Origin of the sequence: Nocardia cyriacigeorgica NBRC 100375, from assembly GCF_000308555.1 — a bacterium.
Taxonomy (GTDB): Bacteria; Actinomycetota; Actinomycetes; order Mycobacteriales; family Mycobacteriaceae; genus Nocardia; species Nocardia cyriacigeorgica.
In genome coordinates this window covers 59,969-75,965 of sequence record NZ_BAFY01000074.1, presented here as the reverse complement: position 1 = coordinate 75,965, position 15,997 = coordinate 59,969, and the positions used below count along the sequence as shown (strand labels likewise).

Sequence of the window (15,997 nt, the reverse complement as noted above, 5' to 3'; positions counted from 1 at the left end):
GGCAGCCGCCGCGCTCGACCCACCGCGATAACGCGGCGGGAGATCACCTGGGGTCGAGCGCGGGCTTCGGCACGGCGGGCGGCGGGGGCGGGCTGGTCGGTCCCGATGTGACCGCGGGCGGCGCGGCACCGGCGGCGGCCAGTTGGCCCGGATCATCGAGGTCGGCACCGGTGGGATGGAAGTATCCCTGGAAGGTGCCGTAGTCGCCGTTGCCGCCGTCCGGCGGGTTGTTCGGATCGAGTGGAACGGCCTGGCCATTGACCAGCACCTGCACCCCGGCGTCGGTGACCAGCAGCAAACCGGTTCGGTTGGTCCACTGCACAACGTCGCCGGTGCGCAGGTTCGAACTCTCCACCGACACCCACGGACTGCCCGGCGCCGATTGTCCCGGTGTTCCGGCATAAGCAGCCCTGGCATCGCTGCCCATCGGGTTGCTCATCTCCTTCTGCACCGCCTGCGCCACCACCGACGACACCTTCTGCGTCGAACCGTCGGGCAGCTTCATGTCGACCATCGTCTTCGGACCGCCAACTGGTGGTGGCGGCGGCGGGGTCGCGTCGGCAGCAGCGGTCGCACCCGCGGGCATATCAGCGCCCGGTGCCGGTGCGCCGGGCGGCTGGGGCGCCGCGGCCGCGGCAACGGTCGCTTCTTCCTTCTCCCGCTCTTCCTCGCGCCGCTCGTCCTCCTCGCGCTCGCGTTCACGTTCCCGGTCTTCGCGCGACTTGTTCATGGCCGCCATGAGCTGCGGCAGGATCATCATCGGCATCATCGCCATCATCGGATTCATGCCGCCACCGCCGCCGCTGCCACCCTGCTGGCCCCCGGCCTGCCCCTCACCGCCGCGGTACCCGGCTTGCTGCACCGCGCCACCCGGCGTCACGGCACCATTCTGCCCCTCGGCAGATCCGGTCAACGCCTTCTCCAGATCGCTCAGCGCCGCATTCAACAACCGCCCGAACTCGGAATTGCTCCCCGGACCCGTTGTTCCATCGGCGCTGGTGCCATCCGGGTTCAGCGCACCGTCCTGCCCCTTCTCCTTCTCACCGCCGAGCAGGTCGCCGTAGAGGCCACTGAAGTCTTGGTTCCCGGTCGGCGTGTTGGTGCTCGTGTCCGGCTGGTACGTACCGTTCGGCCCGTTTGTCCAATTCTGCCCGGTCGGTCCGTTCGGACCTGTGGGCTTCGGGTCACCGGGATTGGTTTCCTTGATGTCGCCAGGCTTTTCCTGCTCGACCTCTACCTTTTTTCGCTCCGCCCAATCCGATACGTCCTTGACCAGCTTGTAGACGCTGTCGAGACAGGCGTCTATCTCCTTGAAGATCGGATACTCGTTGCTCGGCTTGATGACATAACGATCGGACGAGTCATCCATCTCTGTCTCGTAGTCGTGTTTGCCATCCTTGTTCTTGTCGAGGAACGCGGAATCCACCTCACGGAGAAAATCATCGAGGGTGTCCACCTTCGTCATGATCTTGTTGTATGCGCGCATCCCCTCCTCACGCATTTCTTCCGCAGACTCCTCGATGCTCGCGTTCTGCTTCTTCAGCAGTTCCTTGACTTCGAGAATCTTCTCTACGCTCACGGTGTACTTTTCCACCGCCTCGCCGGAGTTGAACTTGTCGGACAACCCTTCCCGGCGCAACAGCTCCGACAGGTTCGGCGCCGCCGACGGGGTACCCCGCCCGAGCTGATACACCTGCTGCTGCAGGGTTGTCTCCGCCGTCGCTATATAGGCACGGAGACCGTCGGAAGCGACTCGGGGATCATAGAGTTGGACATCGCGAGTCTTGCCGTCGTCAGGCGGCGAGATGACCATTCTGGTCTTGTTCTTGTCGTCTTTGACGACGAGACTGCCATCGTTGAGCAGGACGATCCGGGCGCCTGGAATATCCCCCATTCCAGGTTCCGACGACCAACCGATCTGCGGCGAGTACAGAGACGGGTGCTTGTCCTCGCTATGCATGATCCGAAGGGAACCATCCGGCCCGATCTTCAGACTGGTGATATCTCCGGCCCAGCTGGAGCCCTTGGTTTCCGAACTCCACAGGAGATTTCCAGATTCATGCTTCAGGACGAGATTGCCGTCCTCGAACTTCAGCGAGTATTCCTTGTTCTCCGATTGCAGCTCGGTGGTGAGCCAGGTTTTGTCCTTTCCCGGCAGACGCAGCGAATCGCCGCCTGCCGCGAGGGTATTGCCCGGTGTCTCTTTTCCCTTGTCGTCGAAGGTGGACTTCGTCTGCTTCTCCTGGCCGGCCTTGGACTCGTCCTTCGGCTCGCCGCCATCTTCATCCGGTGGCATCTGATCACCTCCTCACCGTTGCGGCTTCGGCGGCCACGCTCAGCGGCACGCGCTCTCCAGATCCTCGAATCATCAGTGTTCGACCAATGGCTCGATCATTACGGATTCGGCGGGGTGATCTGCGGAGGCGTGATCGCCGGCGGTGCGACCGCGGGGGGAACCACGGCAGGCCCCGAGCTCGGTGCGACGACGGCGCCGGTTGCCGGCCCGGTGACCGGGCGCACCCCTCCCGGTGCGTCGACCATCGGCGCCGACACCGCGCCCGTCGAGGTGACCGGACGGTCGACCCGATCGGTGTCGGTGGTCGTGACTGCGGCCGGAACCGCGACGAAGGACGGGTGGCCGACCACCTGTTCGTACGCGAAGAACACATCACGCAGGCTCTGCCGGTCGGTTTCCCGGGCCAGCAGCAGGGTCAGTTCGTTGCAGCGGCGTTCCCAGACCATGGCGCGCAGCGTGGAAACCTCGTCGTCGACGCGCAGTTCACCGAGTCCGACCCGGCCCACGTCCACGCGTTGCGACAGCATGGACGCGGCGAGCAGATCGTCGGCATCGCGCAGTTCATCCCACCAGGCGCGCGGTACCTCGGCACCTGCTTGGACCGCGGCGAGGATCCGTTCGCGCACCGCACGCAGACCTTCGGCGCCGGGCGGGGTCGATACCGAGCGGCCGACCTGTGCGTGAGCGTCGAGAACCATCTCGAGGCAGCGTTCCCGCACCTTCGAGTCCGGTACGGCGGCAATCTGTTCCAGCGCCGACACCGAGCCGACAAGACCGAGCCGGTCGATGGTATCGGGGGTCAGCACCCGCAGGTCGACGTCGTAGGCCGGGCCGACGAGGCCCTCCATCGCCACCTCGGGCAGCCGCGAGCGCAACCCCGGGTCGATCGGGCCCGAGGACACGAGCGCGGCCAGCTGGGCGTTCGCCTTCGCGCCCCAGGCGAGCCCGAATTCGACGAGTACACGCGCGGGATCGGAGACCCCTTCCCAGGGGGAAGCGCCGCCGTCGGATTCCGGATCGAGCAGCTCATCCCAGATCCATGGGCTGGATACCTCGCGCGGGAGGTACACACCCGCAGGCAGCCAGCCACGCCCCTCGTTGGAGGTGATGAATACGCCTGCACCCGCGGGCCCGCGCATGACCGAGACCGCCCACGACATCCCGACCGGCGAATCGACGGCTGCCAGCACCGCACTGAGCAGGGTCCGCGCGATGAGCAGATCGTCGTTGACCGGTTCGCCGACAACGTAATCCGGTTCGGCCGCCTTGTCCTTCGCAGCGGCGACCGCCTGGCTGAACGGTGTCGGCACGATCGGCACTCCGGTATCGGCCTGGCCGTTCACGGCGGCCGGCGGCTGGGTCGCGGCGCGATCGTCGGACGGCATGGCCACCGGCCCCAAAGGACCGAGCGGTGCCGCGCCCGCGGCGGACGGGGGCACGACCCCGCCCGGTGTTTGGGCGCCGGAGGTGGGGGCGCCGGGCGGCGTGGTCGAGCCGGAGGTCGGGTCGGCGGCCGACGGGACTCCGGTGCCGAGAGGCATGCCGGTCGACCCCGAGGCCGCGGGTGCGGATGTACCCGGAGCGCCCGTCGCGGCGGGGTCGGCACCGGCAGGCCCGGGCTGACCGGGAACCTGCGTGGCGCCGGGAACCTGTGTGGCGCCGGGAGTGACGTTGTCGGCAGGCGGCATCGACGAACCAGGCGTGGCCGTGGGTGCCTGGACCGGCTGATCCGCTGTCGGTGTCGTCGGCGCGGTCGGCGCGGGAGTGTTCGGCCCGGTCGTATCGACAGGCGAGGACGTGCCTGGCGTCGGCGCGGGACCATCGAAGCCCTGGCCGGCGCGTCGGATATTGGCGGCGGAGTCGTCGTCGGAGCGTTCGTAGGCATCGGCGGAAGCACGCAAGGACGCGGCCGTCTGCCGGTGTTCGCGAGCCAGCGCCTCACCGGCACGTTGGCGGGCGTTGTAGTACTCCGTCAGGGCGTCGTAGACGGGTTGAGCGATTTTGCCGTAGGTCGGGATGAAGGTACTGAGCCACGTGGTGGGCGGCTGCGCCCACTGCCAGGTATCGTCAGCCACCTGGTCGTGTTGGTCTGCCAGCTGGCGTAGCACCTCGGGTTCGATCTCCAGCCTGTCCGGCATGCTCCCTCAATCCTCTTCCCACCACCGACCCCACCATTGTCGAGCCTTCCCAGAATTGGGAGGGAATGATGCTCGGCGGGTACGCGCGGCCGGGCGGAGCTCACCGGCGGGCTCGTCCACCGGGCCCGGTGGAGATCGTGGGCCGGACAACGCCGCGAGAGCCACCGCCGCCGGGGGCACCCGCACCTTCGGTCAGCGCCGGATGCCCGACGACCTGCCCGTGGGCGTACACCGCGTCGCGCAGCTCCTGCCGAGTCGGGTTACCGGCCAGCAGCACCAGCTCGTTGCAGCGGCGTTCGAACACCAGCGACCGCAGGGCCCGCAACTCGGCCGCGGCGGCGCCGTCCAGCTCGGAACGCAGTTCCCCCAGCGTGATCCGTGCGACGTCGAATCTTTTCGGCAGGATCGTTGCGGCCAGCAGGTCATCGGTGTCCAGTAGTTCCTCCCACCATTCGGCGGGCACCTCGCGTCCGCGCCGCAGCGTGGTGAGGATACGTTCGCGTTGTTGCGGCGCGCCCATCGCCTCGGGCGAGGTGAACCCGCCGGCAGCCACCCGGGTATGGGCGTCAAGGGCCAGGTCGAGGCAGCGTGGGCCGATGCCGTTGGCGGGTACTTTCGCGACCCGCTGCAACAGTTTCGGTGACGCGATCAGCTCCAGCCTGTCGACCCGGCCGCCGTCCGAGGACGTCATATCCATGGTGTTCGACGGCTGGACCGAACCCTCCAGCGCCACCTCACCGAGTTGCCCACGCAATCGGCGATCGATGGGTTGGGCCGATACCAGCGCGGTCAGCCGAGCGCCCGATTTGCGTCCCCACGCCACTGCGAATTCGGCGAGCACGCGTGCGGGGTCGGCGACGCCCTCCCATGCGACGCCATCCGAAACCGACCACATCCAGGGGGTCGTCATCTCCCGCGGCAGATACACACCGGATGGCAGCCAGCCGCGGCCCTCGTTGGAGGTGATGAACGCGCTGACTCCCCCCGCATGACGCATGACCGATACCGCCCAGTCCACGCCGATGGCACCGGCGTCGACAGCTGCCAGCACACCACCGAGCAGGGTCCGGGCAAGCACCAGATCGCCGTCGACGCGGGCGCCGAGCAAGAAGGCGGGGGCCGCCGAGGCAGTCATCGCTGCGCCGACGACGGCACGCAGATCACTGCTGTTCGCTTCGGATTCCGCCGATCGCTCCGCGCTATGCCCGGGTTCGGCAGTCGGTTGTCCCTTCCCCGCCCCCGGGGCGGACACGCCGGGTGGAGCGACACCGCCGGCAGCCGCCGGGGCGGAGATGACACCTGGCTTCGGCGCGGGTGCCTGTGTTCTGCCGGGGTCGGCTGCGGCAGAGGCCCCCACCTGATTGGTGGATGGCGCGCTGGCCGCGGGCGCGCCTGCCGGCACCTGCGGGTTCGCCGCCGCTGGGCCGGTGGCCATGATCGGGGGTGGCAACACAGCCGGTCCTGCCGACTGTTGATCGTTCGAATCCTGTTGGCTGCCGGCTGCTCCCGCGAGCAACGACAATTCTGCCGGATCGGGATGGTCGTTCGAGACGGTGGGGCCGGCGTCCGATGCCGCATCTCGCGACGCCGCAGCCTCGGAGACCCCTCGACCACGCCCACGATGATCGGCACCTGCCGCGGCCGGCTCGTCCGAGGGCCCGGCACCCGGCTGCCGGTGGTCGGCCAGGCGATCGACTGGCTGTGTGCTGTCGCGGTGGTCGGGGCGATCGATCGGATCCGCCATCGGCGCCGGTGGCCGGGCATTGACCGGTGCGCCCCCGGGAACCGGGTCCTGCCCCGGCGCAGCGGGCGGTGGCGGCGACGACTCGATGGGAGCCTGGGCTCGGGGCGCGGGATCGGTGGACACCGGCGCATCGGGCCCGGTGGCTATCGGCTGATCGACCTCGACGATCTCCGGCCGCTCGAGGATTTCGATCAAGCCGTCGAACAACGGCGCCAGCAGCCCCGGCAAGTCGATGGTCCGTAATCCCGGCAGATGCACCAGATCACGCGGCGCGAGATGCGGCAATTCGAATCCCGGCACCGGACCGATCACAGGTTGATGCACCTCGGACGGGCGCCGCACCCGCGGTGGGGCGTCGGAGCCACCGCCGTGCCGGCCACCCCATGGACTCGGCTGTCCGAGCGCATCGGCGATCGCGGCCAACGAGGGCAGCTCTTGCGGATTGATCGCTTGCACAGCGGTGCGCACGATATCGACGACTTCTGCCCTGGCGGCGGAGACCTCGGCGGAGATCCGGGCGCTACGGTCGGCCGCTTCGGCGGCGTCCTCCTCGGCGGAATCATCATCGCTGGAATCGCCAGGAGCGTCATCGTCGTCGGGTTCGGCCTCGATCGCCGCGATCCGCCGGTCGGCGCGATCGACGATATCGAGGATCTGATTCCTGGTGCGGTACACCAGGTCCGCGAACGCGCCGAAGGTGTCGGCGGCCGCGGACAATGCGTCGGCAAAGGCCTGCGGGCCGTGCTGCTGCACCCGCATCCGCTCCTTGACCGACTCCAAACCCGCACTTGCCCGCACCACATCGTCGAAGGCCCGGCGTGCCCGCCCGGCATCGCCGATGTTCAACGCCGCCGCACCGGTGCGCACGACCTGTTCCAGGCCTCGCCAATCCGAGGGTGAGATATCGGGCCAGTCGTCACCGACGATGGCCTGCCAATGGGGGCTCGACTGATCTGGCTCCATCCAGGGTTCCGGCGCTCAGATCGTTTGGCGCCGCACCCGCGTCGCGCCGTCGAGATCGGCCGATTCGACGGCGGTGGCTCCGGCAGTGGTCTGAACGAGCGTCTCCAGCAATGAATTCGCGCTGGTGGAGCGGCTCGCGGTGAAGACCTCGACGATCCAGTCGAGCACCGTATCCGTCGCATGGTCGAGCGGGGAATCAGCATTGCGGAAATGCACCAGCGCGTCGGTGATGGACCCCACCTGCCCATTGACCGTCTCGATAGCGCGGACGAAGGTGCCCGCGGCGGCGATCACCTCTGGTGGTTCTTCCATATCCAGCATGTCGGCTCCCTGTCTGCGCGTAGGTTCTGGTGGTCAGCGGGCTGATGACCCGAATTCCGCGGCTTCCATTGCCCGGTAGGACGTTTCGGTGGGCAGATCGAAGGCATCGATCGTGTACGGGCGGGTGCCCTTGTGCTCCATCTCGGTGCGCAACCCGACCCGTGATTTCAGATGCGCCAGCTTCGCAACCCGCAGGATCTCGGCCGCGAGCCACGTATCGCCGTTGTCGCGGGCTTCGTCGGTCAGGTGCAGGCCGACCACCTCACCGTCACGGTCGCAGGCCACACCGACCGTGTGGTCGGGGTTGAAGACCTCGTAGATCATGGCGGACCAGTCCGGCGCGGTGTCGTCGCTCTCGTCGTCGTAGTCGATCGGTCGGTCGTCGGTCATCGAATGTTCTCCACTGTCGGTCGGCTGGAAATGAGTGGCGGCCGGTCGGTGGCCGGGGCCGTCGCGCCCGCGCCAGGTCCGATGTCCGCCGTCGGCGCGGCGCTCTCGCCCGCGAGGGTGCCGGTCAACGCCGACCACGCGCCGTCGCTGATTTTCATGACATGTCGCACCTGCCAGAACTTGGTACCGAGATACATCTCGCCCATCCCATCGACCGCGATGTCGAGGCGATCGGGTCCGTCAGCGGCCGCGTTGAGGGTGATGGTGGTGACGGGAGGCGTTCCGTCGTCCACGCTGATGATGGAGCCACCACCGCCGGGAATGAACGCTTGTTTGCAGCGCGGCGTCGCCTCGACGGCGACGTCGGTGCAGTTGGTGGTCAAGGTGACATCCGGATTCAACAGCAATTGGCTCACCCAGGCGCGGGCGGCGCCTTCGGGAAAATCACCGTCGATCGAGATCATCAGCGACGCCGCCAGGTTCACCACCAGGATCGATTCGGCGGTGGTGATTCCGACGATGACCAGCCGCCCGGTCGAACCACCAGGATGCGGCAGATCGTCGGCCGCGATACTGCTGGTATCGGAGCCCTTGCCACCCGTGGCCGCCGGATGCACCGTCACCATGCCCGAGCTGACGTCGATGGTGTATGCGGCCACCGGTTCGGGCCGGTTCGCACCGACCGCCGCGAGCCGCGACAGGCCTTCCTGATGTAGCCAGCGCACCACGTCGGCGGTGGTGACCGAGCCGTCGCTCACGACGGGGCACCCGCGGCGGTGGGCTCTGCTTCGGTGCGCTCGGCCTCATCGGCCGCGACGGTACCCATGATCACCTGGTACTGCCGGGCGGCGTCTCCGGTGCTCTCCCGGATGGCGGCCATGATGTCCTCCACCAGCTCCGCACTGGTGAAACGGTCGGTCGTGCCAGGTGCGAGGTACAGCCCGGTGAGCCGGCCCATCGCGTCCACCTCGGGGATCACCGCGCCGGACGGCGACGGCCTGCGGGCGCGCACGGCATCGATGCGCTCGCGTAGGTCGGCGATGCGATGGCGTAGATCGCGGGCCGCGTCCAGTGCCGCCTGGACATCTGGATGGATATTGCTCATGCGGAACCTCCGGATTGGGTCGGCGCCTGATTTCCTGGCGTCGGGGTCGGTGCGGTCACCGTGGGCGCGATGGTCGGCCTTTCGCCGATCACGGCCTCGGTATGCGGGGTGTCGTCGACATACATCAATCGGTCCGGATGCCATGCGACGACTCGGTTGCGTTCGTTATTGCCCTGTCCCGCGCCACCAGCGCCCGGCGCCATCGGCATGTACGGCATCATCGGCATGCCGGCACCGCGCGCGGCGCCTGAACCACTCGACGATGCTCCGGCCAGCGGTTCGATCACCGGAGCACGCGGCAACGATGAGGCGCCCGTCCCGCCGGTCGTCGATGCGGTCGGCATCGGCCCGACCGCGTATTCGCTCACATCCGCGGCCGAGGGTATTCCGCCCGCGCCGCCGCCACCGAAACCGCCGCCACCACCGCCGAAACCGGCCGAACCGAAGTCCGGCACACCGAGATCGTCGTATTCACTGGCGTAGTCGTCGTACAGGGGCTCCTCGCCCGCACCCATACCCGCCATATTGCCCATGCCGCCCATCGCACTGAGCAGGGCGGGCAGCATCTGCATCATCGCCGCCTCGCTGCCGCTGCCGGAGCCGCCACCCTGCTCCGCGCCACCGGTAGCGCCGCCTGTGCCGGCGCCGGCGGCCGCTGCGTCGGCGGCAGCAGCCGGCACCTTGGATTCGACTTCTGCGGTGTACCCGGTCACCGTTTCGGCCGAGCGGGCGTTCTGCTCCTGGAACTTCGCCAGCGCCGCCGACACGGCGGCCTGGTTCTTGGACCGCATGGCCGCGACGAGCTGTTTGCGCGCGGCGATGATCTCCTGCGGGGTCGGGTGTTTCGCCTTGGCGGTGCGGAAGGCGTTGCCGTAGGAATCCACGCCCTCTGCCAGTCTTCCGAGCCCGGAGCCGAGCTGATCGAGTACACCGCGGTATGCGGTGAGATCGTCGGCGACCTTGGTACCGACGGGCGTCCACTTGCGCATGATGCCGGCGGCGTGATCGATGAGCCCGAGCGCTTCGGCATAGGTGCCCGCGGCGAAGGTGCGGACCGAATCGGCGAAACGCAACGCCGATCCCGGACCGGGACCATTGTGCAACTGCTGCGCGAAGGTCAGTGGGTCCACCGACCCGCCCGCCGGCGGGACGGTCAGCGCAGGAGGCAGGCGACGCTGCCCGATCTGTTCCACCGCGGGCACCGGGTTGGTCGCCACCTCGCTGCCCTTACCGCCGATGCGTCGCCCGCCCTCGTCGTCGGCGCGGGTGTAATCCACTGCCGCGGCGCCGATGTTGTGCGCATGCTTCTGAATCTGGTTCAGAATCTGGATGATTCCGTTGAACAGCGCACCGGCTTGCGCGTTGAGCCGAGGCACGGCCTCGGCGGAGATCGGGTCGGCGCCCGCGGGCATGACCCAGCCACGCGGGATCGCAGCGCCCGTGGTGCGCGCCAGTTCGGCCGCCCGGGCCGCCACTGCGACGAGCTCGTCCGGATCGACGTTCATCGCCATACCCGATCTCCTTCCCCTGTCGAACTCACACCGGTGCGACCACCGGAACCGCTCCGGCCTGCGTCGCCGCCGGGTCACCGGTCGGCACCCCGGTGTCGGTGTCACCCTTCGGTGCGGCGAGCTCGATATTGCGTGGACGACGGAAGCCGGAGAATTCGCCGAAGGCGCCCTGAGCATCGCTCAACTCCGGGGTGAACTGCTGCAGCTCGCCGCCGCAGATCGCCTCCAGCGTGCCGCTTTCGGCCGGACCGAACACCACGAGCAGCGCCGTGCGCGCCTCACCGCCCTTGTCATCGGGCACCAGCGTGCTGCGCGGTTCCCCGGCAACCGTATCGGCTGTCCAGGTGGCGATATCGCCGGTCATGAGCTGGCTGGGATCCACCGAATCGCCTGCCCGCTTGTCTTCCTCCCACTTCGCGGCCGTGTTCTTGTACGCCTCCTTCGCGCTGGTGCCGGACTTGTCGGCGAACGCGGCATCCAATGCCTTCGCGACGTTTTCGGACACCTTCTGGGTCCGGCCGTCGGGGAAGGTGTAGACGATGCCGCCGTCGGGCCCGGGAATCCGGCCGGGCGGCGGGGTGGTGTTGGCCGCCGGCGTGACACCAGAACCGGTCGGAGCACTCGCCTGCTGCACCGGCGCACTTGCCGCAGCGTTGTTTCCTTGGTTCGACCACGGTGTGGTCGGCGCCTGCGGCGGGACCGGCGGTGGTGAGGTGGCCAGCCGATCGCGTTCGAACCGGCGCGGGTCGATATCGCGGCGGCCCGCCATATCGGTATCGGCAAGACCGCGCTGGTTCATCATCGACATGAGCGCAGGCAGCATCATGCCCATCGGATCCATGCCGGGAGACATCGCGGGCGACATCCCCGGATTCATCCCCGGATTCATGCCAGGATTCGACCCCGAGCCGATCCCGGAATCCGGATTCGAGCCGATCGGGGTCAGCGGATCGTTCTTGGTCGGGTCGGTGATACCCCCGTCGATCGGATCAGTACGCCCCGGCAGATCCGAACCATCCCGACCAGGTGTGTCGATTTCCGGCACGTCGATCTGGGGCGGCTTCACATCGTCGATGGGCTCGATCTTGCCGGGATCGAACGGATTGTCTACGCCGGTGTTGTTCTGGCCGGTGTTCTGCGCGCCTGGGTACTGCCCGCCGGGGTATTGCACACCAGGCGGCTGCATACCCTGGTTCTGCTGCTCGAACTTCTTGACGGCGTCGGCGAGCTTCGCTTCCCAAGCCTTATCGTTGGCGGCGAGCTTCTTCTCCCATTCGGCAATGGTAGTGGCGATATCGGTGGTCTTGGTCGTGCCCTCCTCGGTATTGGTCTGCACTTCCCCGATGGCCGTGCCGATGAGTTCAACGAACGAGACCACGGAGCCGTCGCCCGTGACGACTGCGGCATTGATGCCCATGATCAGGTCGGAGATGTTCTCCTGCCCGGCCAAGGAGACTTCCTCGACCTTCTTCAGCTCGACATTCAGCTGCTCTTGGATGCTGTCGAAATTGGCGGCGTTGTCGTTCAAAGCCTTCCGAACCTCGATGTACTCCTTGATCGCGGCACTACCGGCGTCGAGCCCACCGGTCGGGCTCTTCAGGGTGGGCGTGGCGCCCACCGAGAGGTTCTCCATCTTCTCCAGGTCGCCGAACATCCGGTAATTGTCGGCCAGCGACTCGGCCAGCGACCCGGTCGGACCGCCATACCAATTGGCGACTTGCTGGTCTAGATCCTTCGGCTGGAGCAGAAAGCCGGTTCCCGGGTAGACCGCGGGGTCGTAGACGAATGGATCCTCGCCGAGCAGATCACCAGCCGCCGCATCCCCGACCCATATGAGGTCGGGTTTAGTGGGCTGGTTCGTCCCGCCGCCATTGGAATCGCTCCCCAGGAAGCTGAAAAGATTGCCACCCTGTGCGCCGATCATCGACCCGAGACCCACCAGGCTGCTGGTACCCCAGCCGCCCTTCCAACTCCATTTGGGTGGCGCCCCGAAGACCCCCTCGAACTTCTTCCAACGGTCGGCTTTGGCCTGCGCAGCCAATTTGGCGTCGCGCGCGGTATTACGCGTCGAAACAGCGTCCTTTCGCGCTGACGTCGCCTTCTTGACCTGCGTATTGGCTTTACTCAACGCAGTCCGATGCCGGGTGACGTCGGCAGCTGCCTTCTTTGCTGCTTTCGAGCCCTTCTTGGCCCCGCCGAGGGCTTTATTGGCCGCGTTGAGCTTGTTGAGCGCTTTATTCGCATTCGCTTGGGCTGCGGATACTTGTTTACGCGCCCCCGCCAGCGCCTTCGCCGCATCGTCGCTGTTCTGAGTGGCAGTTGCGAGTGCCTTGTTCGCTGCGCCGGTTCGCGCGGTCGTCAAACTCCCCAGGCCTCTTCCGGCACCGTAGCCGATTGCGCCGCCGACCGCGCCTCGCCATGCCCCGTCGATGGCACCGCCGACGCCCTCACCGTCAGCCATCCGCCCCAGAGCCCCGCCAGTTGCGCCCGCGAGAGCTCCCTTCACCAGGAAACCGCCCGGTAGCCGGCTCATCGCAACAGAGACCCCGATATCGACAGTCATGCCGAGCCATCCCATCGAGATCCTCCTATGCCGGCATCGCCGCGACCGCGGCGTGGTGTTCGGTATCGGTCACGGCGCCATCGCCCGGCGCCGACTTCTCGATACCTGGCGGATGCTGGAAGGCGACAAACGACCCGAAGCCGCCTTGCTTGCCGGTCATGTCGCCGGTGAACGGACGCAGCTCGCCGTCCACGATCACCTCCAAGGTCGGTTCGGGTTCGCCGGGGAAGGCGACGACGAGCGCAGCGCAGTCCGACCACACGGCGACGTCTCCGGTCATCAGCTGGTTCGGGTCGACTCGCCGGCCGATCGATCTGTCATCGGTCCACGAGATCGAAGTCTTGGCATAAGAGCCGCGGGCGTCGGTGCCCGCCTTGTTGCCGATGGCGCCGTCGAGGGCTTGCGCGACGACCGCCGACACCTCTTGGGTCCGGCCATCAGGAAATGTGTATACGACGTTTCCTTCCTGCGGCGCCGGTCCACGCGGTGGCATCGCCGCCGGGGCCGAAACCGGAGTCGCCACACGGCCGGCCGGCGATGCCTGCGACGGTCGGCCCTGTGTAGGCGCACCGGATTGCCCAGAGGCAGCCACCGGCTTGGTGCCTGGCGTCTGTGAACCGGTTCGACCCGGACGATCGTCACGTTCCCGGCGGCCCCTGTGTTCGTCACCGCTTCCGGGTCCTTGCCCGGCCGCGTTGGCACCGTTCATCATCTGGCTCAACAAGCCCGGCAAAATCATTGATCCGATATCCGGTCCGGCACTGCTGGGCGAAGCGACAGGGGCGGACAGACCGGTCTGCGACAGCCCGGCAGTAGTCGGGTTGGTGCCGAGACCACCAGTTCCGGTGTTCACGCCCACACCGGATCCACCCTCGCCTGGGTTCGCAGCGACCCGGTCGAGGCCATCGCGATCGAACCTGTTCGGTGTCGACGCGGTGGTCGTGGTGCTAGGCACCTGGCCGGTGCCGAGCTGGTCGCCGCTGTTCCATTCCCACGGTGGGGGTGCGGTGAGGTCTCCGGGGTTCTGGGGCTGCTGTTGGTACTGGTATTGATACGGATTACCGGTGTATGGATTGCCCGTATACGGATTACGGGCGAACGGGTCTACCTTGTCATCCTTGTCTTCCGGCGGTTCCGGCTTCACGGCTTCGATCTTCTGCGCCAGTTCTTCGAGTTGCTCGATGGCCAGTTCCATAGTCGCTTCCGAATCCGTTGCCGCGAAGTCGATCAGCGAGACGACATAAGCGTCCTCGGTGACCGATCCATCGGGGCCGAATTTCAGTGTGGTCAGCGGTAGTTCCTCGGCCTCGATCATCAGCGCCAGTGTCTCGGAATCGGAGGGGTTGATCTTGGCCATGGCTGTCAGTGCCTCGATGCCCGCTCCGATCGCGGTCTGACCGTCATTCGACGCCTTTGCCGCTTCCGACACCAGCGCGGCAATTGCCCCTTCCGGCTCCTTCAGCAGCGCGGTCTCGGCACGCAGGGCATGCACCTTCTCGATGTACGAGGGGAGGTTCGACATACCGGCCCCCTTGATGTCGGAGGTGTCCGGCGCCTTGGGCGGGTCGGTTTTGCCCTTCTCCCCGAAGCTCTTCCAGCACCCGATGTACATAGCGGGAAGTTGTGATCGGTAGCGAGATTCCACCCCGGGCGACAGCACGAGGCCGTTCGGCAACCGGTTCGGGTCGGGCATGTAGACATGCGGCATCCCGGTCGGCACGGGGTCCTTGTCGCTGATATCGATAACCGGTACGTCGTCGAAAGTCGGAGGAACCGCCTGCTTCTTCTCGGCAAGCGCCTGTTCGACACTCGACTTCAGCCCATAGGGCATCGTCGCCGCGGAAACCAGCCCGAGGTAAGTCCTCATCGGGGTGCGGGCGGCGCCGCCGAGCGCGGTTGGTATCACGCTGGAAAATCGGCCGGACTGATTCGCCGCCAGTTTGGCGGCTTTGTCGGCGCCGAGCTTCAGGCCACGTTCAGCGGCTTCCAAAGCGGCGCCTTTGGCGAACATCGCGCCCCGCACGCCGAAGCCACCAAGACCGCCGAGAAGCCCGCCCGCGGCGCCGAGTCCGGCGCCCATGAGGATGTCTTCACCCTGTATGGCAGCGGTAGCACCTCCGACGACACCGCCGAGAAGCGCCGCACCTGCCGGACCACCGAGCGCGAAGCCGGCGACGCTGGCGGCGCCGACCAATACGTCGTCCCAGTGATCCTTGGCGAAGTTCTTGATGCCGTCGAAGAGACCCATGCATCACCTACGCCGGCGAGGAGCACGGCCGCACACGGTGATCGATATTCGACCGCGACGATTCGCAGCAAGGTCCGGACGACCTCGCTGCACAATCGAACAACGGCAGCCGACCATGTGTGACTCCCTTTCTGACCTCCCCCATTGTTAGGTATCCCCAAGTGTGGGGATACCTCCTGCGGTGACACGAGTCAGGATGAAACTCCCCACACCTGTCCATGGGCGGGCTTTGCCCGCACCTATCGCCAGGGCCATGACCCTGTCCCCGGGACGCCGGGGACCGACGCAGGAGGAAGCGCCGGATGAACCTCCGCCGATCACTCACGGGTGTTGCCGTGTCCACCGGCGCCGGGCACCTGATAGGCGGATGCCGATGACCAGCGCGGAGGTTTCACCGGTTCCGGCCGAGAGCGAGGCCGAAGAACACGCGGCAACCGAGAATTCGCCGCACGTTCCTTCGCCGTGGGCGCCGAAAGGTGAACGTCAGCAGGGCCGCGCGCCGACGGCGCCGCCGGGCGCACAGTCCGACGGCGCCACGCCCGCGCCCCAAGGAGCAACGGCCGCGCCGGGACAGTCCGGTCCGCCCGCTGCCGCTCCTGCCCCCGCCACCTCGGCACCGGCTGCCACCTGGTTCGGACCGGGCATGCCGCCGATTCCGCTGCACGCGGTGCCCGGCACACCGGTCGGCACGGATCCTGCCACCACCGCACCGGGTCCG

At 67.3% G+C, this 15,997-nt stretch carries 10 protein-coding genes; all 10 read right to left on the bottom strand.

Going from position 1 to position 15,997, the window contains the following annotated elements; all coding sequences use genetic code 11:
- Window positions 1-43: 43 nt before the first annotated feature.
- Window positions 44-2,296 (bottom strand): hypothetical protein, encoded by a 2,253-nt coding sequence (locus tag RJ05_RS06900; RefSeq protein WP_036534417.1) that lies wholly within the window; start codon window positions 2,294-2,296, stop codon window positions 44-46.
- Window positions 2,297-2,394: 98 nt separating this feature from the next.
- Window positions 2,395-4,434, bottom strand: coding sequence for an ESX-1 secretion-associated protein (locus RJ05_RS06895; protein WP_036534415.1), 2,040 nt, complete (start codon window positions 4,432-4,434; stop codon window positions 2,395-2,397).
- Between the two features lie 100 nt (window positions 4,435-4,534).
- Window positions 4,535-7,141 (bottom strand): hypothetical protein, encoded by a 2,607-nt coding sequence (locus RJ05_RS06890; RefSeq protein WP_036534413.1) that lies wholly within the window; start codon window positions 7,139-7,141, stop codon window positions 4,535-4,537.
- Window positions 7,142-7,156: 15 nt separating this feature from the next.
- Window positions 7,157-7,435, bottom strand: coding sequence for a hypothetical protein (locus tag RJ05_RS06885; RefSeq protein ID WP_138445734.1), 279 nt, complete (start codon window positions 7,433-7,435; stop codon window positions 7,157-7,159).
- Window positions 7,436-7,495: 60 nt separating this feature from the next.
- Window positions 7,496-7,852 (bottom strand): hypothetical protein, encoded by a 357-nt coding sequence (locus RJ05_RS06880; protein WP_036534410.1) that lies wholly within the window; start codon window positions 7,850-7,852, stop codon window positions 7,496-7,498.
- Window positions 7,849-8,610 carry a hypothetical protein gene (locus tag RJ05_RS06875; protein ID WP_036534408.1) on the bottom strand — a complete coding sequence of 254 codons (762 nt, stop codon included), beginning with the start codon at window positions 8,608-8,610 and terminating at the stop codon, window positions 7,849-7,851. The genes RJ05_RS06880 and RJ05_RS06875 overlap by 4 nt, the downstream gene beginning before the upstream one ends.
- A complete protein-coding gene (locus tag RJ05_RS06870; RefSeq protein WP_051016307.1) occupies window positions 8,607-8,957 on the bottom strand; it encodes a YbaB/EbfC family nucleoid-associated protein in 351 nt (116 codons plus the stop codon). Before RJ05_RS06870 ends, RJ05_RS06875 begins: the two co-directional genes overlap by 4 nt.
- Window positions 8,954-10,468 carry a PPE domain-containing protein gene (locus tag RJ05_RS06865; protein WP_036534406.1) on the bottom strand — a complete coding sequence of 505 codons (1,515 nt, stop codon included), beginning with the start codon at window positions 10,466-10,468 and terminating at the stop codon, window positions 8,954-8,956. The genes RJ05_RS06870 and RJ05_RS06865 overlap by 4 nt, the downstream gene beginning before the upstream one ends.
- Before the next feature lie 25 nt (window positions 10,469-10,493).
- Window positions 10,494-13,046, bottom strand: coding sequence for a hypothetical protein (locus RJ05_RS31310; protein ID WP_170214342.1), 2,553 nt, complete (start codon window positions 13,044-13,046; stop codon window positions 10,494-10,496).
- A 10-nt stretch (window positions 13,047-13,056) separates the two neighbouring features.
- On the bottom strand, window positions 13,057-15,279 hold the full coding sequence (locus tag RJ05_RS06855; protein WP_036534402.1) for a hypothetical protein: 2,223 nt from the start codon (window positions 15,277-15,279) through the stop codon (window positions 13,057-13,059).
- Between the last annotated feature and the right edge of the window lie 718 nt (window positions 15,280-15,997).

Excerpts from the sequence above, each read along its gene's own strand:
- RJ05_RS06865 (WP_036534406.1), bottom strand. The coding sequence starts at position 10,468 with ATGGCGATGAACGTCGATCCGGACGAGCTCGTCGCAGTGGCGGCCCGG.
- RJ05_RS06855 (WP_036534402.1), bottom strand. The coding sequence starts at position 15,279 with ATGGGTCTCTTCGACGGCATCAAGAACTTCGCCAAGGATCACTGGGAC.
- RJ05_RS06900 (WP_036534417.1), bottom strand. The coding sequence starts at position 2,296 with ATGCCACCGGATGAAGATGGCGGCGAGCCGAAGGACGAGTCCAAGGCC.
- RJ05_RS31310 (WP_170214342.1), bottom strand. The coding sequence starts at position 13,046 with ATGGGATGGCTCGGCATGACTGTCGATATCGGGGTCTCTGTTGCGATG.
- RJ05_RS06895 (WP_036534415.1), bottom strand. The coding sequence starts at position 4,434 with ATGCCGGACAGGCTGGAGATCGAACCCGAGGTGCTACGCCAGCTGGCA.
- RJ05_RS06870 (WP_051016307.1), bottom strand. The coding sequence starts at position 8,957 with ATGAGCAATATCCATCCAGATGTCCAGGCGGCACTGGACGCGGCCCGC.
- RJ05_RS06890 (WP_036534413.1), bottom strand. The coding sequence starts at position 7,141 with ATGGAGCCAGATCAGTCGAGCCCCCATTGGCAGGCCATCGTCGGTGAC.
- RJ05_RS06880 (WP_036534410.1), bottom strand. The coding sequence starts at position 7,852 with ATGACCGACGACCGACCGATCGACTACGACGACGAGAGCGACGACACC.